A 26,066-nucleotide genomic window follows, 5' to 3' on the forward strand; every position below is an offset into this window, starting at 1 on the left:
TCCTTATATTTTATTTTTAAAAAGCTATAATACAACTTTAATAAAAGAAAAACCTTAAAAGGGAGCAAAAAAGCATGAATGTGTTTGAAAAAATAATCCAAGGTGAAATCCCTTGTTCTAAGATTTTAGAAAACGAGCGTTTTTTATCCTTTTATGACATTAACCCTAAAGCGAAAGTGCATGCGTTAGTGATCCCCAAACAAAGCATTCAGGATTTTAATGGCATCACTCCAGAGCTTATGGCTCAAATGACAAGTTTTATTTTTGAAGTGGTGGAAAAATTAGGCATCAAAGAAAAGGGCTACAAGCTTTTAACCAATGTGGGTAAAAACGCCGGGCAAGAGGTGATGCATTTGCATTTTCATATTTTAAGCGGGGATAAACATTAAAAGCGTTGGTGGTATTTCGTGCAAGCGTTTTTAAATAGGAGTTTTGCTCCCTTACTCAATCCTAACGAGAGCGTTTTAGAGCAGGTTAAATCCAGTATTATTTTAAAAAAAGGGGTGTCTTATTTTGACTGGGGGGCTTCAGGTTTAGCGAGCGTTTTAGTGGAAAAGCGCGTGAAATCCTTACTGCCTTATTACGCGAACGCTCATTCCATCGCTTCTAAACATGCGATTTTAATGGGCATGCTTTTAAAAGAGTGCCAAGAAAAGTTGAAGCGTTCTTTAAATTTGAGCGATGGTTATTGTGTCTTGAGCGCAGGGTATGGGGCGAGTTCAGCGATTAAGAAATTTCAAGAAATTTTAGGGGTGTGCATCCCTTCAAAAACGAAGAAAAATTTAGAGCTGTATTTGAAAGATATGGCTTTAAAGCGTGTGATTGTAGGGCCTTATGAGCATCATTCTAATGAAATCAGCTGGCGTGAAGGCTTGTGTGAAGTGGTGCGTATCCCTTTGAATGAACATGGCCTATTGGATTTAGAAATTTTAGAGCAAACTTTAAAAAAAACCCCTAACAGCTTGGTTTCTATAAGCGCGGCTTCTAATGTAACGGGACTGCTTACGCCCTTAAAAGAAGTTTCATTATTGTGTAAGAAATATAGGGCTACTTTGGCTTTGGATTTAGCGAATTTTAGCGCGCATGCTAACCCTAAAGATTGCGAATACCAAACCGGTTTTTATGCGCCTCATAAGCTTTTAGGGGGCATTGGAGGGTGCGGTCTTTTAGGCATTTCTAAAGATTTGATTGACACGCAGATCGCCCCGAGTTTTAGTGCAGGGGGCGTGATTAAATACGCTAATCGCACACGGCATGAATTTATTGATGAATTGCCTTTAAGAGAAGAGTTTGGCACGCCAGGATTGTTGCAATTTTACAGGAGCGCTCTAGCGTATCAATTGAGAGATGAATGCGGTTTGGATTTTATCCACAAGAAAGAAAACAACCTTTTAAGAGTACTCATGCATGGCTTAAAAGACTTGCCCGCTATTAATATTTATGGGAATTTAACAGCGAGTCGTGTGGGGGTAGTGGCTTTTAATATTGGGGGGATTTCGCCCTATGATTTAGCGAGGGTTTTAAGCTATGAACACGCTATTGAGACCCGGGCAGGTTGCTCTTGCGCGGGGCCTTATGGGCATGATTTATTGAATCTTAACGCTCAAAAGTCAAGCGATTTTAACGCTAAACCTGGATGGCTTAGAGTGAGCTTGCACTTCACGCACTCCATAAACGATATTGATTATTTGCTAGACAGCTTGAAAAAAGCGGTTAAAAAATTGCGTTAAGCTAAAACTATTTTTAAGGAAAAATTTGGATATTTTAGATTTGAACAAAGCGCAAGCGGTGCAACCAAATGAGCAAGAAGTAGAGGATAAAGAGCAAGAGTCTAAAGAGCCGGTGGTTTTAGAAGATTTGAGCGCTTTAGCATGGCTTGAATTAGAAGAGTTCAGCCGCCTTTCAGGGCTTCCTAAAGAAAGGATCTTAGAATTAGTGAATCTTGGTAAAATCAAGAGCAAAATAAGCAACAACAAGCTTTTAATTGATGCGAGCAGCGGGACAAACGCTTTAATTAAAAAGGTAGAAAATAATTTGATTTCTATGGATATGAACGGGCGTTCTTTAGAGCCTGTGTTTGTGGAAAAGACCATTAACACGATTTTAAATTTGCATGATAAAGTCATTAGCGCTAAAGATGAAACGATTTCAGCCTTTAAAAATGAAAACATGTTTTTAAAAGACGCTTTAATCTCTATGCAAGAAGTCTATGAAGAAGATAAAAAAACCATTGATCTTTTGCGAGACGAACTCAATCAAGCGAGGGAAGAAATTGAATTTATGAAGAGGAAATACCGCTTGATGTGGGGGAAAGTCGCTGACATGAGTAGCGTGAATAAAAAGTAGTTTTAAATTAACACCCAGCTTTGTGGGCTTATTAGCGGTAATTTATGTGAATATATGTTAGAATTTGGGGTATTTTAACAGAATGCAAGCTTGAAGGAAAACCATGTCCATTCCACGCAGAAGTATCCTAACAAAAATCCCGATCGCACTCGCTAGCACTAATTTTTTGAAAGCTGTTAGTGTTTTTGAAAAAGTAGAATCCATTCCGCATGCAACGCATTTTGGCCCTTTTATCGCAAAGGTTCAAAACGGAGTGATTAGAGATATTGTCCCCCAAAAGAGCGATTATAACCCTACCATGATGTTAAAAGCGATGATTGATAGGGTGTATTCAGATAGTAGGGTGAAGTATCCTTGCGTGCGTAAGAGCTTCTTAGAAAACAAAAAAAACCACAAAGAATTGCGCGGGAGAGAAGAGTTTGTGCGCGTGAGTTGGGATGTGGCGTTGGATTTGGCGGCTAAAAAGCTTAAAGAAATTCCTAAAGAAAACATCTATAATGCCAGTTATGGTGGCTGGGGGCATGCGGGCAGCTTGCATCGTTGCCATCATTTAGCATGGCGTTTTTTTAACACGACTTTAGGGGGGGGCTGTTGGCACTGATGGGGAATATAGCAATGGTGCGGCTGCAAGAATAAACCCTATGATTGTAGGGGATATGGAAGTTTATTCGCAACAAACCACGCATGAAGAGATGATTAAAAATTGTAAGGTGTATGTCATGTGGGGGGCGGATTTACTCAAGTGCAACCGCATTGATTATTTTGTGCCAAACCATGTCAATGACAGTTACTACCCTAAGTATAAAAGAGCCGGTATTAAATTCATTAGTATCGATCCCATTTATACCGAAACCGCTCAAGCCTTTAATGCTGAATGGATACCCATTCGCCCTAATACTGATGTAGCGTTAATGCTAGGCATGATGCATTATCTTTATACGAGCGATCAATACGATAAAGCGTTTATCGCTAAATACACTGATGGTTTTGATAAATTCTTACCCTATTTGCTAGGAGAGAACGATAATGCGCCTAAGACTTTAGAATGGGCGTCTCAAATCACTGGAGTGAGCGCAGAAAAAATCAAAGAATTAGCGGATTTGTTTGTCTCTAAACGCACTTTTTTAGCGGGTAATTGGGCCATGCAAAGAGCTCAGCATGGCGAGCAACCGGATTGGGCGTTAATTGTTTTAGCCAGCATGATTGGTCAAGTGGGCTTATCGGGTGGGGGCTTTGGCTTTTCTATGCATTATGGAGGGAACGCTCAAGCAAGCTCAGGGGCAAGAATTGTTCCTATGATTTCACAAGGGCATAATTCTGTAAAAAGCGTTATTCCAGCATCTAGAATTTCTGAAGCGATTTTAAATCCGGATAAAGAAATTGATTTTATGGGTAAAAAACTCAAATTGCCTAAAATTAAAATGATCTATAATTGTGGGACGGATTTATTAGGGCATGAAGCTGATACAAACGAGCTGATTCGCGCTTTAAGGACCTTAGATTGCGTGATCGTGCATGAGCCTTGGTGGACGCCTACGGCAAAATTTGCTGATATTGTCTTTGCTTCCACTAGCACTATGGAAAGAGATGATATTACTTTTGGAGGGAGTTATTCTAAGAATGTGGTTTATGCCATGCGTAAGGTGGTAGAGCCTGTTTATGAATCCAAAGACGATTATGAGATTTTCAGACAGCTTGCTTTACGCATTGGGGGCAATGAAACAGAGCAGAAATTCACTGAATCTAAGAGTTACATGGAATGGATTAAGAGCCTTTATGAAAAAAGCGATGGCCCTACTTTGAAATCGTTTGATCAATTTTGGAGGGATGGCTTTGTGGAGTTTGAAATCCCTGAAAATGCGAGAAAGTTTGTGCGTCATGCGAAATTCAGGCAAGATCCTATTAACAATAAACTGGATACAGAGAGCGGGAAAATTCAAATTTTTTCTCAAAAATGCGCGGATTTTAAACTGGCCGATTTTAAAGGGCATCCTGCTTGGTTTGAGCCAGCTGAGTGGCTAGGATCTAAAATGGCTGAGATTTATCCGTTCCATTTAATCTCTCCGCACCCAAAATACCGTGTCAATTCACAGCTTGATAACACTTGGGTTAGGAATGTGTATAAAATTCAAGGCAGAGAGCCTGTAATGATCAACGAACTAGACGCTAATAAATTAGGCATTAGGCATGGTGAAATTGTAGAAGTGTTTAACGCTAGGGGGAGGTTGTTAGCAGGGGCGTTTGTAACTAAGAATATCCGTCAAGGGGTTTTGAGTATCCAAAAAGGGGCGTGGTATGACCCAGAAGATGAGAGGGTTAGAAACCCACGATGCAATGCAGGGCATGTGAATACGCTCACTTCTTTACGCCCCACAAGCAGCATGACACAAGCCATTTCAGCCAATACCGCCTTAGTCAATATTAGAAGACTCAGGAGGTATGAACTAGTCAAACCCTATCATTCTATTTCAACACCAAGCATCATTGGGGCTTAAACGGAGTGGGAATACTACCATGAGAGTGTTTTTACCCAATAAAGGCTTAATAACTAAAGACTTGACTACTAGCCAAGCCAAAGCGTGGGGTGATTCTCAATTTTTATATTATAATACTTTGCGTCATGTAACTTGTGGTTATGCAACCGATGATAAGTCAAGGATTATAAAAGATGAGCGTTTTTCAAATGAGTTTGAAATGTTGCGTGGGGTTGGTTTTGTTTATGGGGGTCTTATTAGGGGATTTTAAAGCTTTTAAGGTTAGGGTGGATAAAAGTTTAGCTCTGCCCTTTTTGAATGTGCTTTCATTAGCTTTTAAACAAGACATGAAAACAGATCTCATTTTTGTGGTTACCAAAAGCAACAAATTGAGTAAAAAAGTCCTTTGTGGTTTTGACGCTTTTTTATTGCCTGAGGCCCTAATGAGCGGCATGCCTAAAAAAGCACTATTCCATAAGGAGTTTTTATTCCAATCTAAAGAAAGTAAGACGCTCTATGCGTTTTCGCTGATTGATTCTCAGTATTGCTCCAAAGGTGGAAATTACAGATACAAATTAGAAAGATTGGAACGCTGGTTTGTGCAAAAAGCGCCTGAGTTAGCTGAGAGCCACAGAGTGGATTATAAGAGCCAGTATGATAAAACACAAACAAAAAAACAAAAATAAAGAATGAGCGATGATTTTAGTATTAGATTTTGGGAGCCAATACACACAGCTGATTGCTAGAAGATTGAGAGAGAGCGGGATTTATACAGAAATAGTCCCTTTTTTTGAAAGCATAGAAAACATTCAAAAAAAAGCCCCTAAAGGTTTGATTTTGAGTGGGGGGCCAGCGAGCGTGTATGCTAAAGACGCTTACAAGCCTAGTGGGAAAATCTTTGATTTGAATGTGCCGATTTTAGGGATTTGCTACGGCATGCAGTATTTGGTGGATTTTTTTGGGGGGGTAGTGGCTGGTGCGAACGAGCAAGAATTTGGTAAGGCTGTTTTAGAAACCACCCAAGATTCTGTGATTTTTGAAGGCGTGAAAACCAAAAGCCTTGTGTGGATGAGCCATATGGATAAAGTCATAGAATTGCCTAAAGGCTTCACTACCCTTGCAAAAAGCCCTAATTCCCCCCATTGCGCGATTGAAAACGGCAAGATTTTTGGCTTGCAATTCCACCCAGAAGTCATTCAAAGCGAAGAAGGGGGTAAGATTTTAGAAAATTTCGCTCTTTTAGTTTGCGGCTGTGAAAAAACTTGGGGGATGCAGCATTTCGCTCAAAGAGAAGTTGCAAGGTTGAAAGAAAAAATTGCTAACGCTAAGGTTTTGTGCGCGGTGAGTGGGGGCGTGGATTCTACGGTGGTTGCTACGCTATTGCACAGAGCCATTAAGGATAATTTGATCGCTGTTTTTGTGGATCATGGCTTGTTGCGTAAAAATGAAAAAGAAAGGGTGCAAGCGATGTTTAAAGACTTGCAAATCCCTTTAAACACGATAGACGCTAAAGGAATCTTTTTGTCTAAATTAAAGGGCGTGAGCGAGCCTGAATTGAAGCGAAAAATCATCGGCGAAACCTTTATTGAAGTGTTTGAAAAAGAAGCCAAGAAGCACCATTTAAAAGGCAAAATTGAGTTTTTAGCCCAAGGCACTTTATACCCTGATGTGATTGAATCCGTGAGCGTTAAAGGGCCTTCAAAAGTGATCAAAACCCACCATAATGTGGGCGGACTGCCTGAATGGATGGACTTTAAACTCATAGAGCCTTTAAGGGAATTGTTTAAAGATGAGGTGCGCTTATTGGGTAAGGAATTGGGCGTTAGCCAGGATTTTTTAATGCGCCACCCTTTTCCAGGGCCTGGGCTTGCTGTAAGGATTTTAGGCGAAATCAGTGAGAGTAAGATCAAACGCTTGCAAGAAGCGGATTTTATTTTTATAGAGGAACTTAAAAAAGCCAATTTGTATGACAAGGTTTGGCAAGCTTTTTGCGTGCTGTTGAATGTCAATTCTGTGGGGGTGATGGGGGATAATCGCACTTATGAAAACGCTATTTGTTTAAGAGCGGTAAATGCGAGCGATGGCATGACAGCGAGCTTTTCATTTTTAGAGCATTCTTTTTTAGAAAAGGTTTCTAACCGCATCACTAATGAAGTGAATGGTATCAATAGGGTGGTGTATGATATTACCTCTAAACCACCAGGAACGATTGAATGGGAATGATTATCTTAAAAATAGTGCTAAAAGTAGAATTTTTTGGGTAAGATTAGGAATTGATTTTAAATAAAAAGAAAGAAAGGAATTTAATGAAAAAAGGTAGTTTGGCAATCGTTTTAGGATCGTTACTAGCGAGTGGGGCGTTTTATACGGCTCTAGCTGATGGAATGCCTATGAAGCAGCAGCACAATAATATGGGCGAGTCCGTGGATTTGCATTTCCACTATCCTATTAAAGGCAAGCAAGAGCCTAAAAACGGCCATTTAGTTGTCTTAATCGATCCTAAGATAGAGGCTAATAAAGTTATCCCTGAAAATTATCAAAAAGAGTTTGAGAAGTCTTTGTTCCTCCAGTTGAGTAGTTTTTTAGAGAGAAAAGGCTATAGCGTTTCGCAATTTAAAGATGTTAGCGAAATCCCTCAAGACATCAAAGAAAAAGCGTTGCTCGTTTTACGCATGGATGGGAATGTGGCTATCTTAGAAGATATTGTAGAAGAGAGCAATGCGCTTAGTGAAGAAAAAGTGATAGACATGTCTTCAGGGTATTTGAACTTGAATTTTGTTGAGCCAAAAAGTGAAGATATTATCCATAGTTTTGGTATTGATGTTTCAAAGATTAAGGCTGTGATTGAAAGAGTGGAATTGAGTCGCGCCAATTCTGGAGGTTTTGTCCCCAAAACTTTTGTGCATAAGATTAAAGAAACCGACCATGACCAAGCCATTAGAAAAATCATGAATCAAGCCTATCACAAAGTGATGGTGAATATTACCAAAGAGTTGAGCAAAAAACACATGGAACATTATGAAAAAGTTTCTAGTGAAATGAAAAAACGAAAGTAGTTTTTAAGAAATAAAAAGCTTAAAAATCCTTTAGAGCTTTTTTTAAAAAGTAGCTTTTTAAAAGGGTGGGGGAGTTGGAATTAATACCATTTTTGAGTGCCGCTTTTGATTTTAGCGGCATTTTTGAAAAATTACGCTCAAAAATTAGAAAATTCAGCTATAATAACGCTTCATGTGAAAATTTCGGGGCGTAGCGCAGTCTGGTTAGCGCACTTGGTTTGGGACCAAGGGGTCGAAGGTTCGAATCCTTTCGCCCCGACCACTTTTTGCATAATTTATTGTTCTGTTTAAAATTCTTTGGTAGAATGTCGCTTCCTTTCATTGAATGGTGGGAGTAGCTCAGTCGGTTAGAGCATCAGATTGTGGTCCTGAGGGTCGTGGGTTCGATTCCCATCTTCCACCCCATCTCATTAAATAAGCGTTTTACCAAGTTTTATGTTAGTCATTCCTTTATTTGAATTGTAAGCGTTCGTAGCTCAATTGGATAGAGCACCAGACTTCGGATCTGGGGGTTAGGGGTTCGACTCCCTTCGGGCGCACCACCTAACATTAATACCATTCAATGCGCTTGTAGCTCAGCTGGATAGAGCAACAGCCTTCTAAGCCGTAGGTCGCAGGTTCGAGTCCTGCCAAGCGCACCACTTTTGACATTCTTTAAAGAGGAGTTATGGATTCTTTAGAGTGGGGATTACTCATTTTCTTAATTCTTGTTTTTCTTATAGGCATAGGATACTACATTTTTATGGTTTTTTCTTCTAAAGATTGATCATCAAAATAGCCCGATTACAAGTGATAGGGTTGGAAATCTCTAAAACACAAATCTTGCATGAAGACATTAATAAAAGCGGTTATAAAAACCTAAAAAATGAGAAATATGTAAGAATGAAAGATACGCGCATTACATGACTTTATCGCACCGAACAAGGAAAGCTTTTTGACTATGACCCACTTTTGAAATCCTACTATAAAAATATCAAATATAAAACAAGACTTGTTAAAAATTAAGGCTCTGTTTTTAATTGAACCTCAATCATAAAATGTAAAAATACTCAAAGCCATCAAGCAATATAGCGATCTGAAAAGAGACTCACAATTGAGTTAAAGCCCGCTTTTTAGGGATAAATAAAAAGCGCTTTCAAATTGCATGGGCAACTTTATGGGGTGAAGCGTTTCTAATTTTTGGTATAATCGCTAGAAATTATGAGAAAGATTTTATCTTGTTTTAGTGGGGTTTTGCATGCGTTTATTATTGTGGTGGGTATTGGTATTGTCGTTGTTTTTAAATCCTTTGAGAGCGGTTGAAGAGCATGAAACAGATGCGGTGGATTTGTTTTTGATTTTCAATCAAATCAACCAACTCAATCAAGTCATTGAAACTTACAAGAAAAACCCTGAAAAAAGCTCTGAAATCTCTCTGTATAACACCCAAAAGAATGACTTGATTAAAAGTTTGACTTCTAAAGTGTTGAACGAAAGGGATAAAATTGGCATTGATATCAATCAAAATTTAAAAGAGCAAGAGAAAATCAAAAAGCGTTTGTCTAAAAGCATTAAGGGCGATGATTTCTACACTTTCATGAAAGATAGATTGTCTTTAGATATTTTGTTGATAGATGAAATTTTGTATCGTTTTATAGATAAAATCAGGAGCAGTATTGACATTTTTAGCGAACAAAAAGATGTGGAAAGCATCAGTAATGCTTTCCTTTTGCGTTTAGGACAATTCAAACTCTATACTTTCCCTAAAAATCTAGACAGTGTCAAAATGCATGAATTAGAGCGGATGTTTAGCGATTATGAATTGCGTTTGAACACTTATATTGAAGTCTTGCGTTACATCAAAAACCACCCTAAAGAAGTGCTTCCTAAAAACTTGATCATGGAAGTGAATATGGATTTTGTGTTAAACAAAATCAGCAAAATCTTGCCTTTCACAGCCCATAGCTTGCAAGTGAGTAAGATTGCACTGGCTTTGACGATTTTAGCCTTATTGCTAGGTTTAAGGAAGTTGATCACCTGGCTTTTAGCTTTATTACTGGATCGTATTTTTGAAATCATGCAACGCAATAAAAAAATGCATGTCAATGTGCAAAAAAGCATTGTTTCGCCGGTTTCTGTCTTTTTAGCCCTGTTTAGTTGCGATATAGCTTTAGATATTTTCTACTACCCTAACGCATCGCCCCCTAAAGTTTCTATGTGGGTGGGCGCGGTGTATATCATGCTTTTAGCATGGTTAGTGATAGCGCTTTTTAAAGGCTATGGGGAAGCGTTAGTTACGAATATGGCCACCAAAAGCACGCACAATTTTAGAAAAGAAGTGATCAACTTGATTTTAAAAGTCGTGTATTTTTTGATTTTTATTGTCGCGCTTTTAGGGGTTTTGAAGCAACTAGGGTTTAATGTTTCAGCCATCATCGCTTCTTTAGGGATTGGGGGGTTAGCGGTGGCTTTGGCGGTTAAAGATGTGTTGGCGAATTTTTTCGCTTCGGTCATTTTATTATTAGACAATTCGTTTTCTCAAGGGGATTGGATCGTGTGCGGTGAAGTGGAGGGCACGGTGGTGGAAATGGGGTTAAGGCGCACCACAATCAGAGCCTTTGATAACGCTCTTTTGTCCGTGCCTAATTCGGAATTAGCCGGAAAGCCCATCAGGAATTGGAGTCGCCGTAAAGTGGGAAGGCGTATTAAAATGGAAATAGGCTTAACTTATAGCTCCAGTCAGAGTGCTTTACAGCTTTGCGTGAAAGATATTAAAGAAATGTTAGAAAACCACCCTAAAATCGCTAATGGAGCCGATAGCGCTTTACAAAATACGAGCGATTACCGCTACATGTTTAAAAAAGATATTGTTTCTATTGATGATTTTTTAGGGTATAAAAACGATTTGTTTGTCTTTTTAGATCAGTTTGCGGACAGCTCTATCAATATTTTAGTGTATTGCTTTTCTAAAACAGTGGTTTGGGAAGAGTGGCTAGAAATCAAAGAAGATGTGATGTTAAAAATCATGGGGATTGTAGAAAAGCACCATTTGAGTTTTGCTTTCCCATCACAGAGTTTGTATGTGGAGAGTTTTCCAGAAGTTAGCCTAAAAGAAGGGGCTAAAATCTAAAATTATCGGTAGATGTATTCTTTGGTTAAGGGGAAAGTGTTATCCACGCTGTTGGTTAAAAGCAATTGGAATAAATCCGCGCTCCCCACTCTAAAAGCGGACGTGCAAGTCCTTAAATACAGATCCCACATGCGGATAAATCTTTCGTCATAGCCGAGTTTTTTCACTTGATCTAGATTGTGGTTGAAATTGTCTCGCCAAATGTCTAAAGTCTTAGCGTAATGGATGCGTAAGCTTTCAGCCATGAGCAAGTGGAAGTCGCATTCGCTCATCACACTCATCACTTCTCTCAAAGAGGGCAAGTAGCCACCCGGGAAGATGTATTTATCCACCCATGCGTTAGTCTTGCCTTCAAAACAGCATAAAATGGAGTGGAGCAAAAACATCCCGCCTCTCTTTAACACTTCTTTAACTTTTTTGAAATAAAAGGGCAAATTATCCTTACCCACATGCTCGAACATGCCCACGCTCACCACTTTATCAAAGCGGTACAAGCGCCCGTCTAAATCCTGGTAATTCAATAACTTGATCGTTACTTTATCCTCTAACCCTAGCTCTTGGACTCGTTTGTTAGCCTGTTTGTATTGCTCGCTAGAAATGGTGATCCCCATCACTTCCGCCCCGTATTCTTGCGCGGCTTTTATAGAGAGATAGCCCCAGCCACAGCCTATATCCAGCAGTTTTTCGCCCGGCTTTAAATGGAGCTTTTTTAAAGTGTGATCTAATTTTTGGAGTTGGGCGGCATGGAGGGTGTCATCATCTTTTTTGAAATAAGCGCATGAATAGCTTAAGGTTTCATCCAGCCAGATAGAATAAAAGTCATTCCCTAGATCGTAATGTTTAGAGATATTGGAGCTTTCTTTGATGGGTTTTTGGATAGCTTTAGTGCCATCATGTTTGTGCAAATGCTCATAATTGGTTTGCAAATACAAAGAATGCATCATCTCATCCATAGAGCCTTCAATATCAATCACGCCGTCCATATAAGCCTCAGCGATCGTCAAAGACATGTCTTTTTTAATATCGCTAAATTTCAGGGGGCGATGGATCTTAAGGGTGAATTTAGGCGAATGTTCGCCATTCCTATAAACGCTATTATCCCAAAAAACGACCTGATAATCGCCGTTTTTCCACTGCTTGAACATGCTTTTGAGCAAAAATTTTGAAATCATCTGTCTATTCCTTGAACTCTTTTTCAATTTTTTGAGCGTTAATTATAATGAATTTTAAGCTAAAAACACCCCACAAATAAGCATAAATTCAACCTCTATTCTCTAAATTTTTAAAAGCATGTTAAAATTAAGAGATTTAAACAAATTTAAGGTAACACGATTATAAAGATGCAAAAATCACTGATCACAACCCCCATTTATTATGTGAATGACATCCCTCATATTGGCCATGCTTATACGACTTTGATTGCGGACACTTTAAAGAAGTATTACACGCTTCAAGGCGAAGAAGTCTTTTTTTTAACCGGCACCGATGAGCATGGGCAAAAGATCGAACAAAGTGCAAGACTAAGGAATCAAAGCCCTAAAGCTTACGCCGATAGCATTAGCGCGATTTTTAAAAACCAGTGGGATTTTTTCAATTTGGATTATGATGGTTTTATCCGCACCACAGACAGCGAGCATCAAAAATGCGTGCAAAACGCCTTTGAAATCATGTTTGAAAAAGGGGATATTTATAAAGGCACTTATAGCGGGTATTATTGCGTGAGCTGTGAGAGTTATTGCGCGATTTCTAAAGCGGACAATACGAACGATAAAGTCTTATGCCCTGATTGCTTGAGGGAGACCACGCTTTTAGAAGAAGAGAGTTATTTTTTCAGATTGAGCGCGTATGAAAAGCCTTTATTGGAGTTTTACGCTAAAAATCCTGAAGCGATTTTGCCTATTTATCGTAAAAACGAGGTAACTTCTTTTATTGAGCAGGGTTTATTGGATCTGTCTATCACGCGCACGAGCTTTGAATGGGGCATTCCTTTGCCTAAAAAGATGAACGATCCTAAACATGTGGTGTATGTTTGGTTGGACGCTTTATTGAATTATGCGAGCGCGTTAGGGTATTTGAATGGTTTAGACAATAAAATGGTGCATTTTGAACGTGCCAGGCATATTGTGGGTAAGGATATTTTACGCTTCCATGCTATTTATTGGCCAGCTTTTTTGATGAGTTTGAATTTGCCCTTATTCAAACAGCTTTGCGTGCATGGGTGGTGGACGATAGAGGGCGTGAAAATGAGTAAGAGCTTGGGTAATGTTTTAGACGCTCAAAAGCTCGCTATGGAGTATGGGATTGAAGAATTACGCTATTTTTTATTGCGTGAGGTGCCTTTTGGGCAAGATGGGGATTTTTCTAAAAAAGCGTTAACAGAAAGGATCAACGCAAATTTGAATAACGATTTGGGGAATTTGCTGAATCGCTTGCTAGGCATGGCTAAAAAATATTTCAATTATTCTCTAAAAAGTGCCAAAATCACCGCGTATTATCCTAAAGAGCTAGAAAAAGCACATCAAATTTTAGATAACGCTAATTCTTTTGTGCCTAAAATGCAATTGCATAAAGCTTTAGAGGAATTGTTTAACATTTATGATTTTTTAAACAAACTCATCGCTAAAGAAGAGCCGTGGGTTTTGCACAAAAACAACGAATCAGAAAAACTAGAAGCCTTATTGAGTTTGATCGCAAACGTGCTGTTGCAATCAAGCTTTTTACTCTATGCGTTCATGCCAAAGAGCGCTATGAAATTAGCGAGCGCTTTTCGTGTAGAAATCACGCCCAATAATTACGAACGCTTTTTTAAAGCTAAAAATTTACAAGATATGGTTTTACAAGACACCGAGCCTTTATTTTGTAAAATTGAGAAAATTGAAAAGACTGAAAAAGGGGAGGAAGAAGCCCCACTAAAAGAAAATCAAGAAAAAGAAAAAGCCCCACTAAAACAAGAAAACTATATCAGCATTGAGGATTTTAAGAAAGTAGAAATTAAAGTGGGGCTTATCAAAGAAGCTCAAAGGATTGAAAAGTCCAATAAATTATTGCGCTTAAAAGTGGATTTAGGCGAAAATCGTTTGAGGCAGATTATCTCAGGGATCGCTTTGGATTATGAGCCTGAAAGCTTGGTGGGTCAAATGGTGTGCGTGGTGGCTAATTTAAAACCCGCAAAGCTTATGGGTGAAATGAGTGAGGGCATGATTTTAGCGGTGCGAGATAATGATAATCTGGCTTTAATCAGCCCTACCAGAGAAAAAATTGCAGGAAGTTTGATCAGCTAAATGCGATTAGGGGTGAATGAAGCTGTAGAATTGAGTTTGGGCGAATTGCAAAACACGCCCTCAATCAGCTATTTTAATTCTATTGTTTTGTCTTTGAACAAAGTCCAAAAAGGCTCTTTATTTGTCGCTAAAGATCACGCGCTCATTCCTAAAGCTTTAGAGTTAGGGGCTTATGGGATTTTATACGCAGGAGAGTATCCTTTAAGCGATAGGGATGTGGCATGGATCAAGCTTAAAGATATAGAGCATTCTTTGAATCATTTGTTTAAATTCTGCTTGTTGAATGAGCGCGTGGTTGGGGCGTTATTAAGCCCCATAGAATTAGAGATCGCTTCTAAAATCATCGTGAGCGGTTTTGTGTGGTGCTTGAAAGAGAGCCTTGAAGATTTATTCATTATAGAGGGGTGTAAAATAGCCTTTTTTGATAAATTGGAGTGGCTCCATTTGTTTTATAAGCAAGAGCGCTTGAAAGAATATTTAAAAGAAAGTCGTTTAATGATTCTCAACCAATCGTTTTTTTGCAGCGCTTTAGTCTATGAAAAGCAAGAATACGAATTAAAAATGCCAAGCATCTTTTTAGAGCCTTTAAAAAGGGTGATTCAATTGTGCGAGAAATTACAAATTGCGTTTGATTTGAATCTTTTAGGCAAAAAAGAATACCCAATAGATCATTGCAAACCCTTTTTTGTGAATAAAAATTTAGAAATAGCCCCCTATGGTGCAACGGCAAGGGTGGTTGTTGCTGAGACTTCAAAAGAATTGTTTGAAATGATGCTTCAAAAAGCCCTTGAAACTTTATCGTGGGGGAAAATTGTCGTGTTTTGTCGTAAAAACAGTGCGGCTTTCTTTGAAAAAAATAACCCTTATTTTTATACCACCCAAAACAACTTAAAAGAACAATTAAAAAATTTAGCGTTTAATTTTGCTTTTATTTATGGGATTAGCTCCCATCATTTAGAATCCCTTTTAAACCCCCCCTTTTTTAAAAAAACCCCCACGCTATGGTAAGTCATGCTCATTTGTAACGACAATCTCAATCCAAAAACCCTTTTAGAAGAAATCATGGCGTTAAGGCCATGGCGTAAAGGCCCCTTTGAAATTTCTCAAATTAAGATCGATAGCGAATGGGATAGCTCTATTAAATGGGATCTAGTCAAAAACGCCACTTCCTTAAAAGATAAGGTTGTGGCTGATGTGGGTTGCAATAACGGCTATTACTTGTTTAAAATGCTAGAACATAAGCCTAAAAGTTTGGTGGGGTTTGATCCGGGCGTTTTAGTCAAAAAACAATTTGAATTTTTAGCCCCCTTTTTTGATAAAGAAAAAAAAATCATTTATGAGTCTTTAGGGGTAGAGGATTTGCATGAAAAATACCCTAACGCTTTTGATGTCATTTTTTGCTTAGGGGTGCTATACCACAGAAAAAGCCCGCTAGAGGCTTTAAAAGCCTTGTATCATGCTTTAAAGATAAAAGGGGAGCTGGTGTTGGACACCTTAATCATTGATTCGCCCCTAGACATCGCCCTTTGCCCTAAAAAAACTTACGCTAAAATGAAAAATGTTTATTTTATCCCTAGCGTTAGCGCTTTAAAAGGGTGGTGCGAAAGGGTAGGGTTTGAAAATTTTGAGATTCTTAGCGTTTTAAAGACCACGCCTAAAGAACAGCGTAAAACGGATTTTATTTTGGGGCAGAGTTTGGAAGATTTTTTGGATAAAACGGATCACTCTAAAACTTTAGAGGGGTATGACGCTCCTTTAAGGGGGTATTTTAAGATGCTTAAACCAAGCAAGCTTTAATAAAGGATTAAATAGTGCAAGAATCAGTCGTTCGTGTGGATTATGACTCTTTAGAGACTTGTAAGAATTTCAAACCAAGCGTTGGCACTGAACTAGTCGTTTTAGAAAAAGATATAGCCCATGCGCGTTTCAAGGGCAATGAAAGCATGGTGTATGAAGAAAATTTTGTGCATGCCGGGTTTGTGCTGATTGCGTGCAATTATGCGGCCTTGTGCGCGTTGAATAAAAGACACAGCGTGGTGGTTTCTAATAACATCAATTTTTACGCCCCCCTAGAATTGAATCAAGAAGCGCTCATTAAAGCGCAAGTCATTCAAGATGGCGTGAAAAAAGCTGAAATCAAAATAGAGGCGTTTGTGTTAGACATTCAGGTTTTAGAGGGAATGATAGAAATCGTGGTGTTTGATAAAAAGCCTTTTAAATTCAATTTTAAAGAAGAGTAGTTGAATGGTTATTGTTTTAGTCGTGGATAGCTTTAAAGACACCAGTAATGGCACTTCTATGACAGCGTTTCGTTTTTTTGAAGCACTGAAAAAAAGAGGGCATGTGATGAGGGTGGTCGCCCCTTATGTGGATAATTTAGGGAGTGAAGAAGAGGGGTATTACAACCTTAAAGAGCGCTACATCCCCCTAGTTACAGAAATTTCACACAAACAACACATCCTTTTTGCTAAACCGGATGAAAAAATCTTAAGAAAGGCTTTTAAGGGAGCGGATATGATCCATACTTACTTGCCTTTTTTGTTAGAAAAAACAGCCGTAAAAATCGCACGAGAAATGCAAGTGCCTTATATTGGCTCTTTCCATTTACAGCCAGAGCATATTTCTTATAACATGAAATTGGGGCAATTTTCTTGGTTTAACATGATGCTTTTTTCGTGGTTTAAATCTTCGCATTACCGCTATATCCACCATATCCATTGCCCGTCAAAATTCATTGTAGAAGAATTAGAAAAATACAACTATGGAGGGAAAAAATACGCTATTTCTAACGGCTTTGATCCCATGTTTAAATTTGAACACCCGCAAAAAAGCCTTTTTGACACCACGCCCTTTAAAATCGCTATGGTAGGGCGCTATTCTAATGAAAAAAATCAAAGCGTTTTAATCAAAGCGATTGCTTTAAGCCGATACAAACAAGACATTGTCTTATTGCTCAAAGGCAAAGGGCCTGATGAGAAAAAAATCAAACTTCTAGCCCAAAAACTGGGCGTAAAAACGGAGTTTGGGTTTGTCAATTCCAATGAATTGTTAGAGATTTTAAAAACTTGCACTCTGTATGTGCACACAGCCAATGTGGAAAGCGAAGCGATTGCGTGTTTAGAGGCTATTAGCGTGGGGATTGTGCCTGTTATCGCTAATAGCCCTTTAAGCGCGACCAGGCAATTCGCGCTAGATGAACGATCGCTATTTGAGCCCAATAACGCTAAAGATTTGAGCGCTAAAATAGACTGGTGGTTAGAAAACAAGCTTGAAAGAGAAAGAATGCAAAACGAATACGCTAAAAGCGCTTTAAACTACACTTTAGAAAATTCAGTCATTCAAATTGAAAAAGTTTATGAAGAAGCGATCAGAGATTTTAAAAATAACCCCCATCTCTTTAAAACCTTATCGTAACAAAAGGATAAAAAATGCAAGAAGTCCATGATTATGGGATTAAATTTTGGAGCAATAACGAATTTAAGATAGAAAAAGGCTTGGTTAAAGTCTGTCATGGCAAAAACCCCTCGCTTTTAGAAATCGTTCAAAGCGTGCGCGATAAGGGCTATAGAGGGCCTTTGTTGGTGCGATTCCCCCATTTGGTGCAAAAACAAATCAAAAGCTTGTTTGATGCGTTTTCTTCAGCGATTAAGGAGTATCAATACAGCGGGGCTTTTAAGGCGGTTTTCCCTTTAAAGGTCAATCAAATGCCCTCGTTTGTTTTCCCTTTAGTGCAAGGGGCTAAGGGCTTGGATTACGGGTTAGAAGCCGGGAGTAAATCCGAACTCATCATCGCAATGAGTTACACTAACCCTAAAGCCCCTATCACCGTGAATGGCTTTAAAGACAAAGAAATGATTGAGCTTGGCTTTATCGCTAAAAGCATGCAGCATGAGATCACTTTAACGATTGAGGGTTTGAATGAGTTAAAAACCATTATCGCCGTGGCTAAACAAAACGATTTTGTAGCATGCCCTAAAATTGGCATTCGCATCCGTTTGCACAGCGCTGGCACTGGCGTTTGGGCAAAGAGCGGGGGGATCAATTCTAAATTTGGCCTTAGCAGCACTGAAGTTTTAGAAGCGATACGCCTTTTAGAAGAAAACGACTTGTTAGAGCATTTCCACATGATACATTTCCACATAGGCTCTCAAATCAGCGATATTTCGCCCTTAAAAAAGGCTTTAAGAGAAGCGGGCAACTTGTATGCAGAATTGCGTAAAATGGGTGCTAAAAATCTTAATAGCGTGAATATTGGAGGGGGGTTAGCCGTAGAATACACCCAACACAAGCACCACCAAGACAAGAACTACACTTTAGAGGAATTCAGCGCTGATGTGGTGTTTTTATTGAGGGAAATTGTGAAAAATAAGCAAGAAATTGAGCCGGACATTTTCATTGAATCAGGCCGTTATATTTCCGCTAACCATGCCGTTTTAGTGGCCCCGGTGTTAGAATTGTTTTCGCATGAATACAATGAAAAATCCCTAAAAATCAAAGAAAATAATAACCCTCCTTTGATTGATGAAATGCTAGACTTGCTCGCTAATATCAATGAAAAAAACGCCATTGAATACTTGCATGACAGCTTTGATCACACCGAGTCGTTATTCACGCTTTTTGATTTGGGCTACATTGATTTGATTGACAGGAGCAACACTGAAGTTTTAGCCCATTTGATCGTCAAAAAAGCGGTGCAATTGCTTTATGTTAAGGATCACAACGATATTTTACGCATTCAAGAGCAAGTCCAAGAGCGCTATTTATTGAATTGCTCGTTTTTCCAAAGCTTGCCGGATTATTGGGGCTTGAGGCAGAATTTCCCGGTCATGCCCTTGAATAAATTAGATGAAAAGCCCACTAGGAGCGCGAGCTTGTGGGATATTACTTGCGATAGCGATGGGGAAATCGCTTTTGATTCCACGAAGCCCTTGTTTTTGCATGATATAGACATAGACGAAGAAGAATACTTTTTAGCGTTCTTTTTAGTGGGAGCGTATCAAGAAGTTTTAGGCATGAAGCACAATTTATTCACGCACCCTACGGAATTTAGCGTGGTTTTTGATGAAAAAGGCGATTATGAAGTGGAAGATATTTGCGAAGCCCAAACGATTTTAGATGTGCTAGACGATTTGGATTATGACACTAAAGAAATTGAGCGCCTTTTAAAACAAAAAATTGAAGACAACAACCAACTGGACATGGAAGAAAAGAAAGAAATCATGGGGCGCTTGTATGTCATGCTGAGCGAAAACGGGTATTTGCGCACGATTTCTTAAAAGAACGCTATAAATGGATTTAAACGGCTTTAATCGCTATAAATCAATAGAAGAATGAGAAGAATAAAAGAGATTAAAAAAGAGACCCCACAGGGGGGGGTTATTCTTTTAACTCCGCCTCCTCTTTATCTAAATTAGCGAGATATTCATCAATCTCACCCATAGTCGCTAAACCGAGATTAGGTTCAATGTCTTTTAGCAAATTTTCAGTAAGACCCGCACAACTTAAGCCGTATTTATTGATACCACCATCGCAAATCAATTGAGCCACAAACATCGCCTCATTTTTATTTCTAGGTAAATATTTCGCCCAAAAACCATCAGGGGAAAAGTCGTTAAAATCGTTTTGAAACTCCTCTCTACCCTCCGCATAATACTTGATTACATTACAATACAAGGTAAGAGCAACCCTATCCAAGTTATCAAAACTATCCACATCGCACAATTCCTCATTACGACTCTCAATCATTTTAACCCACTCCGCATCGGTATGCTTATTATACCCTTTCGCATTCGCAAGGGCGGTAATAATAAGCGCCGAAATTTGATTACCACTCCCACCAAATAACATCGGCGATAACAACACACCGAGCCTACCTTTTCTCTCGGTTAGAGTATAATCTCTAATCATAAACTCCGACACACTAACACCCCCCTCGTTAGCTTCCTTAAATCCAAAAGCGAGTTTAAACCTATCCTCTTTTTCTTTAGCAGTAGTAGTCCTTTCCTTGACACTCGGTCCGCTAGTTACCACTTTAATCCCATCTAAAATATCCGCTTTTTTATTTTCAGCGTGAAGTCTCATATGCTCGGTTAAGGGAACTTTATTGAACCATTTTAAGAATTTTTCGCTATTGAAAGCGTATGCGGCTTCGTTGCCTTTTTGACTCCTTAAGGTTACACGATTAAACCCAATATTAATGACTTTAGCCTCCACCACTTTGTTATTGATTGTGGCTTTGACTGACGCCCCTACTTTTAATTTGTTTTCATTTTGAAAACCCATAAAATACTCCTTGGTAAAAATTTGTTTTAAATTCCGCTATAATCGGTCGTTCAATGTTTTTTTAATGTTTTTTATCTTTTTGGCATGGCTTGTTTCTCCTTGTTGTGGGGTGAATTTTGCTTAAAATTTCCATGTCTATCGCCCTTTCTTAAGATCGTTTTGAAGGCGGTAAGTGCCATTAAAAATACAGCCAGTCAATATTTCTTCAATTTGTGATAATTGCGCATTTTTTAGCACTTCTCTGGGCGCTTCAACGATCAGTTTAGTTTGCGATAATCGCACACACTCTAACGCTCGCTCTCTAGATTCAAAACTCCCCAATTCCCCAATATGGTTGAGAAACTGCTCGCTCATAGGCCTATCAATGTCAATCACAAGATCAAAGGTAACATAAAGCGACTGAACGCTCAAAGAATCCGCAATAATAAAGGTAAAATCAAGCGTGTCATTAAGCGTGTTGTGTTGGATATTGTCTATTAGCGCGTAATTAAGCTCCAATTTTTCTACTTGCTTTATCGCTATTACGATGTCTTTAGAAAGAGAAGCGCTGATTTTTTCTAATTGTTTTAACAAATCTTTAGGCGGGATAAAACCACGATCCATATCAGCGTCTATCACGCTTAAAATCGTTCTTTTATCCACTATTTGATCACGCTTTAAATCGTTAGCGATTTTGTGGATTTGAAGGTTTTGTTTATGGCTTTGTTTTGACGCTCTCTCTTTTTCTCGCCATTTAATGACTTCCCTCTCTTCTTGTTCTATGTCTGCAACATCAAAGATTTTAGGAAAACCATAACGATTTTTTTTCGCTCTGATAAAGCTTTTAACGCTATCTTCAAGATGTTCGCGAAAATCATCAAAACAACCGCCAGATTGCGGCATATAAAGCGCTTCTATTTGAGTTTTAGCGATTTCATTAAACTCCATGCCGTTATGTTTATCAGGGTGTTTTGAAAAGAATGCGTTTAGCTTGTTTTTAAGAGCGTTGAGAGATTGTTCTAATTGATTGGGTGTTGAGAATTTGATGTCTGAAAAGCTATCTTGTGTCTTGTTAAAGTCCTTACCCGGTGAAGCGTTGATTAATTCTATAGGGCATTTGCTTTCACAATAACAGATCGCTTGTTGGTTGAATATTTGCACTAACACCAATAAATAGTCCCTTAAATTAAATACGATAGTAGGCTCATTAGCGAACACCAAAAAGCTCGTTTCTTCATTGGGTAAAAGAGGATCTTGCGGGTTGTCTTTTAAAGAGTTAAGCGTTTGAACAAACCCTATAAAATCACGCTTGCTCTCTAAATACGATTGTAACTTTTTCGCTCTTTCTGTATTTTGCTTGGGGGTGTATCGGTATTTAGCGACAAACTCCTTACTAGACATAAAGTCTTTCACGCTCGCCTTAGCGTTATTTTTTAAAAATCTATCCATAAAATGCTTCCCCAATAAAAAACAAAGCCTCCTATAAAGGTAATTATTGCCTTTAAAGAAGTCCTTAATCAAAATGGGTTTATCCCAATCCACTTTAACAGATTTGTCCTGCCAATAAAGTAAGCGCGTTCTTAACTGAGCCAGTTTATCAGTGCTAGATTGAATGCAACCGCTTTTAGCTGCCCCTATCAGTAATTTTTGCTCATCATTATTGAAATCTCTGTAAAAAGCGTCTTTAAAGGGTTTAAAGGCTGAGATGATCCCAAAGGGTAGCCCGCTTTTGATTTTCTCACACACCTTTTTAAGATCGCCGCTTCCAATCGTTTCGTTTTTAACAGCAGAAGCTTTCGTGTTAGAAACTGCAATGGCGCTGTTTTTAGTTTTAGAGGCTTTCTCTCTCCCAATGATCTCATTAACGAATCGCTTCGCTCTGTTTTGAGCCACTTTACTAGCCACAAAATCCTTTTCAAAATCTTGTAACAAATAGTAGTATCTGGTTGGATTCCCGCTCTCATCATTCAATAACAATAAAAAATCATAATCCAATAACATGTCAAGTCCTCTTTTTTAAATTCAGCCTTAGCGTTATTTGACTTTATAAGGCTTGTAAGCTTTTGATCACTTTTTTAAAATCCTCTTTTGCAAAGCTCAACCCAAAAGCTTCCTTATGCCCGCCAGATTGTATTAAAGGAATGGTTTTAATCTGGCTTAAAAAATTCCTATCGCCTCTAGCGCTACCGCTATACCCGTCTTTATTGTCTCTATAGATACAAAGGGAGCGATTGGAAGGGTATTTTTTTAAAAAGTTATTAGCCACTAAACCGCTAACACCTACTTTAATAGAACAGCTTTCATCTAAAAGAGCCACTAATATTTTGTTACAAGAAAAAATTTGAGCGTTTTCTTCGCTCTCTTTCACCATTTTCTTTTTAATGTCGTTGTATCTTTTGAATTCCTTAACATTAAAGACGCTTAAGTGCGGATCGTTTAGGGGATTGAAATGTTTTAAAACCAGATAATGCAAATAGCTATCATAACAACCCTTAAACTCTCTAGCCCCACTCAAACGGCTTAAAGCGTTGATATAGTTGATGCAATTAAAGCCGTATAAGTTAGAAATTCCATCTAAATCGTCTTGGGCTAAAAAAAGATCTTTATCTTTGAAAAAGCATTGAATGCGCTCATGTTTAACTCGCACTAAATTCAAAACCATATCCAAATTATCCCCATGATCCAAATCAATGCGATCGCTTAAAAGCGTGATAGCGATCAATTCTTCTTCTAAAGGAGTGGTTTGCGTTTGAAAGATTTGACTAAACACTAAAGCGCTTGTGAAAGCCCTGCTATAATAGTTAGCGTCTTTTTCATCATTCAGGTTAATGTAGGCGATTTTGTTTTCATCAATCCAATCAACTTCAAAACTCTTATGGTGGTCTGTGATGATGCATTGTTCAAAATGTTCTAATAAGATTTTTTGTAATTCTATGTTAGAAACTAAATCCGCCCCCAAATCAGCGCTAAACAATAAGGGGTCTTTTTGAAATTGGTTTTTAATGTGATCTAGGCGGACTAATTGATTGGTTTTAGGGTTAAAGATACAAGGTTGAGACAATAAATCGTTTATGGCTAAATCAGTGAAACCATAACCATGCGCATTCCTTAAGGGGCTAAAGAAAAAGAAATCTTTAATACCCAATCTGTAACACATAGACATTAAAACGCTGCCAGCTAACATGCCATCACAATCATTATCTGTATAGAAAACAATGGGGCGGTGTTGTTTGGCTTCTTTGAAGAAGTCTTTAAAAATCCTTTTCTTTGACATCTTTAATAGCTCTTTTTTAGGCATTGATTATCCCTTTGTTGTTTTGATGCTTGATAATTTTCAATCATTCTAGATCAAAATCATCTTCATATTCCTCTTCTTGCCCTTCTATGTGTAAAATAGGCGTGATAATTTCATACAAAAAGTCGTGTCGCTTTTGGAGAGACTTCTCGTCCCACTTCCTATAGTCGCTATACAATTCTTTAGTGATGTCATAACAGCTAATCACTTTGCTTGGGTCTTTGCCACCATAAATTTTTCTTTTTTCATCAAAATCCATGTTTAAGGCTTTTGCGTTCTTTTTACGCTTTAAAAGGGTTAAATTTGCGATATTATTTACCCATTCTTCTCTTTTTTCTTTGTCAAAATCCGCGTTCCATTGACTGCCTCTTTTGGGTTTTTGGGGCAAAATATGCTCCACTTGGGTTTCGGCATCCATAACGATAAAATGGGGTTTCTCTTCATCTGCCATGAAATAATTAGCGAGGGCTAAGACAGGGCGTAACCATTTGCTAGGATAAACCGAATAGCTATCCCATAAGTTATAGTGGTATTGGTTAAAGGTGTTATAAGATTCTATGTTGTCCAGTATAAGCTCTTTGATGGTTTCAACGCTCTTATTGCTTTTAACATTTTTGATAATGTTGATACTCGTTTGCTTGATGCGCGTGATTGTGCCTCCTGCAATCCAAGTTTGGTAATAATAAGACACTAAAAGCTTTTTCAAAGCGTCAAAATCAGGGTATTTGACATGAAGGGCGGTCGTTAAAATACTGGCCCAAAATCTGGAGGGAAGGTATCTTAATAAATAAATGTATCGGTCTTGTTTTTTTAACAAATCGGTATAAGATTTCATAAAAACGCTCACATCATAAATAAACTCGCAAGCGTCTTTTTTGCTGTCTTTGAACACCTTTTTTAATCCCTTATCGGCTCTCTTTTTAGAAGCGCTAGGATCAGCGTATTCCAAATACATGTTAAAAAAGTCTTCTAAATCAATATCTATGCCTTCAACGCTCTTGCAAGCTTCAACCAATTTGTCCCAAGTGGTTATAAAATCCTTACGCTTTTCACTATCTTGTTTGATTTCTTGCATCAAACTGGATTTTAAAATATCAATAGGGCTTAAGGGTTGGCCTCTGTCGTTTAACACTTGAAAAATCTGCATCGCGCTGTCTTGCTCAAAACAAATGATCCTAGTCAAAGCAATGTGTTCATAAAACCACTTGACAAAATCATCAATATCGCTTATGGAACCATTTTCCATACTCTCATTCAATAGCTCTCTAAAATAATAAGCGTTACGCAAATAAGTGTTTTCTTCAAATTTCTTATCCAACTCGCTCTTTTTAATGTTGTCTTCAAACTCCAAATGGTTTAACACCGTGTTTTCAAAAATGCTATTGTAATTTTGAGCGGTTAAGAACTTCAGACGCTCTTTTTTGTCATCGTGTCTGTCATAAATACTCTCTTTAATAAAAGCTTTAGATTTTTGCCCAAGACTATTTTTATAAAGCTTTAAAATCGTGCAAGCCAGAATGATAAAACTCGTTAATCATTGTTGGCCATCCACAACATCCCATCTTTTATCTTTTTGGTTTTCAGCGATCACAATAGAGCCGCAAAAATACTCATCTTCTCTATTGTTTGTGTAGCTGCCCACCAAATCATCAATCAAAGCCCCTAAATGATCTTTATCCCACACATAAGGGCGTTGGTAATCGGGAACCTGATAAAAATATTCAGCATCCACTAAAATTTGATGGAGTTTTTTTAACTCTACTTCTACTTTTGCCATCACTTCTCCTTTGAATTTAACTCTGTAAGCCCCACTGGTTTAAAAATGGGGCTTATGGAATCAAATTTTTTGAAAAGATTGCGGTGCGGGTTAATGCAAGGGGGAATGCAAGAGGGAATAATAGAGAGAATAATAAAAAATAGGGGATTTTTAAATCGGTTTTGGTAAAAGTTATAACAAAATAGGGTAGCGTTGCTTGAATGATTGCTTGAATGATTGCTTGAATGATTGCTTGAATGATTGCTTGGTTGATTGGTTGATTGATTGAACGATTGCTTGAACGATTGCTTGAACGATTGCTTGAATGGTTGAATGGTTGAATGGTTGAATGCTTGAATGATTGAATGATTGAATGATTGAATGATTGAATGATTGAATGATTGAATGATTGAATGATTGAATGATTGAATGAATGCCATTTCTACCCCTTTTTTGAAAAAAAGATGACCTAGGGTATTGTATCTAGC

Annotated in this window: 20 protein-coding genes, 4 tRNA genes and 2 pseudogenes; 20 read left to right on the forward strand and 6 right to left on the reverse strand. The window is 38.2% G+C overall.

Going from position 1 to position 26,066, the window contains the following annotated elements:
• Positions 1–74: 74 nt before the first annotated feature.
• From FIM66_RS05845 to FIM66_RS05920, 14 genes and pseudogenes are all read left to right on the forward strand, one after another.
• A complete protein-coding gene (locus FIM66_RS05845) occupies positions 75–389 on the forward strand; it encodes a histidine triad nucleotide-binding protein (protein WP_001100349.1) in 315 nt (104 codons plus the stop codon).
• A gap of 18 nt (positions 390–407) precedes the next feature.
• Positions 408–1,730 carry an aminotransferase class V-fold PLP-dependent enzyme gene (locus tag FIM66_RS05850; protein WP_140478981.1) on the forward strand — a complete coding sequence of 441 codons (1,323 nt, stop codon included), beginning with the start codon at positions 408–410 and terminating at the stop codon, positions 1,728–1,730.
• A gap of 25 nt (positions 1,731–1,755) precedes the next feature.
• A complete protein-coding gene (locus FIM66_RS05855; protein ID WP_140548330.1) occupies positions 1,756–2,346 on the forward strand; it encodes a DUF3972 domain-containing protein in 591 nt (196 codons plus the stop codon).
• A 103-nt stretch (positions 2,347–2,449) separates the two neighbouring features.
• A pseudogene (locus tag FIM66_RS05865) lies at positions 2,450–4,841 on the forward strand (molybdopterin guanine dinucleotide-containing S/N-oxide reductase).
• A gap of 173 nt (positions 4,842–5,014) precedes the next feature.
• Positions 5,015–5,506, forward strand: coding sequence for a hypothetical protein (locus FIM66_RS05875; protein ID WP_097704161.1), 492 nt, complete (start codon positions 5,015–5,017; stop codon positions 5,504–5,506).
• A gap of 10 nt (positions 5,507–5,516) precedes the next feature.
• On the forward strand, positions 5,517–7,043 hold the full coding sequence (gene guaA / locus FIM66_RS05880; protein WP_140600207.1) for a glutamine-hydrolyzing GMP synthase: 1,527 nt from the start codon (positions 5,517–5,519) through the stop codon (positions 7,041–7,043).
• Complete coding sequence (locus FIM66_RS08340) at positions 7,000–7,107, forward strand: neuraminyllactose-binding hemagglutinin-like domain protein (RefSeq protein WP_080270111.1); 108 nt, start codon at positions 7,000–7,002, stop codon at positions 7,105–7,107. The genes guaA and FIM66_RS08340 overlap by 44 nt, the downstream gene beginning before the upstream one ends.
• A gap of 19 nt (positions 7,108–7,126) precedes the next feature.
• On the forward strand, positions 7,127–7,876 hold the full coding sequence (gene hpaA2, locus FIM66_RS05890) for an HpaA2 protein (RefSeq protein WP_140600208.1): 750 nt from the start codon (positions 7,127–7,129) through the stop codon (positions 7,874–7,876).
• Between the two features lie 184 nt (positions 7,877–8,060).
• Positions 8,061–8,138 (forward strand) — tRNA-Pro (locus FIM66_RS05895).
• Between the two features lie 66 nt (positions 8,139–8,204).
• Positions 8,205–8,281, forward strand: a tRNA-His gene (locus tag FIM66_RS05900).
• Between the two features lie 60 nt (positions 8,282–8,341).
• Positions 8,342–8,418 (forward strand) — tRNA-Arg (locus FIM66_RS05905).
• A gap of 22 nt (positions 8,419–8,440) precedes the next feature.
• Positions 8,441–8,517, forward strand: a tRNA-Arg gene (locus FIM66_RS05910).
• A 121-nt stretch (positions 8,518–8,638) separates the two neighbouring features.
• On the forward strand, positions 8,639–8,782 hold the full coding sequence (locus FIM66_RS08170) for a molecular chaperone DnaK (protein WP_140523685.1): 144 nt from the start codon (positions 8,639–8,641) through the stop codon (positions 8,780–8,782).
• A 331-nt stretch (positions 8,783–9,113) separates the two neighbouring features.
• Positions 9,114–10,985 (forward strand): mechanosensitive ion channel family protein, encoded by a 1,872-nt coding sequence (locus tag FIM66_RS05920; protein WP_140571291.1) that lies wholly within the window; start codon positions 9,114–9,116, stop codon positions 10,983–10,985.
• A 2-nt stretch (positions 10,986–10,987) separates the two neighbouring features.
• On the opposite strand, the gene cfaS is transcribed toward FIM66_RS05920, so the two are convergent.
• A complete protein-coding gene (cfaS, locus tag FIM66_RS05925; RefSeq protein WP_140600209.1) occupies positions 10,988–12,157 on the reverse strand; it encodes a cyclopropane fatty acid synthase in 1,170 nt (389 codons plus the stop codon).
• Between the two features lie 168 nt (positions 12,158–12,325).
• Here cfaS and metG point away from each other — a divergent pair, with 168 nt between their 5' ends.
• From metG to speA, 6 genes are read left to right on the forward strand one after another with little or no spacing between them, the layout of a single operon-like run.
• A complete protein-coding gene (metG, locus tag FIM66_RS05930; RefSeq protein ID WP_140600210.1) occupies positions 12,326–14,266 on the forward strand; it encodes a methionine--tRNA ligase in 1,941 nt (646 codons plus the stop codon).
• Complete coding sequence (locus tag FIM66_RS05935) at positions 14,267–15,274, forward strand: ferrochelatase (RefSeq protein ID WP_140600211.1); 1,008 nt, start codon at positions 14,267–14,269, stop codon at positions 15,272–15,274.
• Positions 15,275–15,277: 3 nt separating this feature from the next.
• On the forward strand, positions 15,278–16,063 hold the full coding sequence (gene cmoB / locus FIM66_RS05940; protein ID WP_140548346.1) for a tRNA 5-methoxyuridine(34)/uridine 5-oxyacetic acid(34) synthase CmoB: 786 nt from the start codon (positions 15,278–15,280) through the stop codon (positions 16,061–16,063).
• Positions 16,064–16,077: 14 nt separating this feature from the next.
• Entirely contained in the window at positions 16,078–16,506 is a 429-nt protein-coding gene (locus FIM66_RS05945; protein ID WP_001158316.1) for a hotdog domain-containing protein, read from the forward strand.
• A gap of 4 nt (positions 16,507–16,510) precedes the next feature.
• Positions 16,511–17,680 (forward strand): glycosyltransferase family 4 protein, encoded by a 1,170-nt coding sequence (locus FIM66_RS05950; RefSeq protein WP_140548348.1) that lies wholly within the window; start codon positions 16,511–16,513, stop codon positions 17,678–17,680.
• A 14-nt stretch (positions 17,681–17,694) separates the two neighbouring features.
• On the forward strand, positions 17,695–19,542 hold the full coding sequence (speA, locus tag FIM66_RS05955; protein ID WP_001158547.1) for an arginine decarboxylase: 1,848 nt from the start codon (positions 17,695–17,697) through the stop codon (positions 19,540–19,542).
• Positions 19,543–19,642: 100 nt separating this feature from the next.
• Here the strand turns inward: speA and FIM66_RS05960 are convergent, their stop codons facing one another.
• The 5 genes and pseudogenes from FIM66_RS05960 to FIM66_RS05980 form a co-directional block, all read right to left on the reverse strand.
• On the reverse strand, positions 19,643–20,548 hold the full coding sequence (locus tag FIM66_RS05960; RefSeq protein WP_140600212.1) for a hypothetical protein: 906 nt from the start codon (positions 20,546–20,548) through the stop codon (positions 19,643–19,645).
• Between the two features lie 135 nt (positions 20,549–20,683).
• A complete protein-coding gene (locus tag FIM66_RS05965) occupies positions 20,684–22,528 on the reverse strand; it encodes a hypothetical protein (protein ID WP_140600213.1) in 1,845 nt (614 codons plus the stop codon).
• A 43-nt stretch (positions 22,529–22,571) separates the two neighbouring features.
• The gene (locus FIM66_RS05970; RefSeq protein WP_140548354.1) at positions 22,572–23,825 is read right to left on the reverse strand and encodes a DHH family phosphoesterase; all 1,254 of its coding nucleotides are present in this window, start codon (positions 23,823–23,825) and stop codon (positions 22,572–22,574) included.
• A gap of 40 nt (positions 23,826–23,865) precedes the next feature.
• Positions 23,866–25,599: pseudogene (locus FIM66_RS05975) on the reverse strand (DUF262 domain-containing protein).
• Positions 25,599–26,018, reverse strand: a complete 420-nt coding sequence (locus tag FIM66_RS05980) for a hypothetical protein (RefSeq protein ID WP_341472526.1) — start codon at positions 26,016–26,018, stop codon at positions 25,599–25,601. Before FIM66_RS05980 ends, FIM66_RS05975 begins: the two are co-directional and overlap by 1 nt.
• Positions 26,019–26,066 lie beyond the last annotated feature (48 nt).

Source organism: Helicobacter pylori (assembly GCF_006439795.1).
GTDB lineage: Bacteria > Campylobacterota > Campylobacteria > Campylobacterales > Helicobacteraceae > Helicobacter > Helicobacter pylori_CR.

What these genes read in the sequence shown, in the direction of transcription:
- FIM66_RS05845 (WP_001100349.1), top strand. Translation starts at nt 75, where the DNA reads ATGAATGTGTTTGAAAAAATAATCCAAGGTGAAATCCCTTGTTCTAAG.
- FIM66_RS05875 (WP_097704161.1), top strand. Translation starts at nt 5,015, where the DNA reads ATGAGCGTTTTTCAAATGAGTTTGAAATGTTGCGTGGGGTTGGTTTTG.
- guaA (WP_140600207.1), top strand. Translation starts at nt 5,517, where the DNA reads ATGATTTTAGTATTAGATTTTGGGAGCCAATACACACAGCTGATTGCT.
- FIM66_RS08340 (WP_080270111.1), top strand. Translation starts at nt 7,000, where the DNA reads ATGATATTACCTCTAAACCACCAGGAACGATTGAATGGGAATGATTAT.
- hpaA2 (WP_140600208.1), top strand. Translation starts at nt 7,127, where the DNA reads ATGAAAAAAGGTAGTTTGGCAATCGTTTTAGGATCGTTACTAGCGAGT.
- FIM66_RS05920 (WP_140571291.1), top strand. Translation starts at nt 9,114, where the DNA reads ATGCGTTTATTATTGTGGTGGGTATTGGTATTGTCGTTGTTTTTAAAT.
- cfaS (WP_140600209.1), bottom strand. Translation starts at nt 12,157, where the DNA reads ATGATTTCAAAATTTTTGCTCAAAAGCATGTTCAAGCAGTGGAAAAAC.
- metG (WP_140600210.1), top strand. Translation starts at nt 12,326, where the DNA reads ATGCAAAAATCACTGATCACAACCCCCATTTATTATGTGAATGACATC.
- FIM66_RS05935 (WP_140600211.1), top strand. Translation starts at nt 14,267, where the DNA reads ATGCGATTAGGGGTGAATGAAGCTGTAGAATTGAGTTTGGGCGAATTG.
- cmoB (WP_140548346.1), top strand. Translation starts at nt 15,278, where the DNA reads ATGCTCATTTGTAACGACAATCTCAATCCAAAAACCCTTTTAGAAGAA.
- FIM66_RS05950 (WP_140548348.1), top strand. Translation starts at nt 16,511, where the DNA reads ATGGTTATTGTTTTAGTCGTGGATAGCTTTAAAGACACCAGTAATGGC.
- speA (WP_001158547.1), top strand. Translation starts at nt 17,695, where the DNA reads ATGCAAGAAGTCCATGATTATGGGATTAAATTTTGGAGCAATAACGAA.
- FIM66_RS05960 (WP_140600212.1), bottom strand. Translation starts at nt 20,548, where the DNA reads ATGGGTTTTCAAAATGAAAACAAATTAAAAGTAGGGGCGTCAGTCAAA.
- FIM66_RS05965 (WP_140600213.1), bottom strand. Translation starts at nt 22,528, where the DNA reads ATGTTATTGGATTATGATTTTTTATTGTTATTGAATGATGAGAGCGGG.
- FIM66_RS05970 (WP_140548354.1), bottom strand. Translation starts at nt 23,825, where the DNA reads ATGCCTAAAAAAGAGCTATTAAAGATGTCAAAGAAAAGGATTTTTAAA.
- FIM66_RS05980 (WP_341472526.1), bottom strand. Translation starts at nt 26,018, where the DNA reads ATGGCATTCATTCAATCATTCAATCATTCAATCATTCAATCATTCAAT.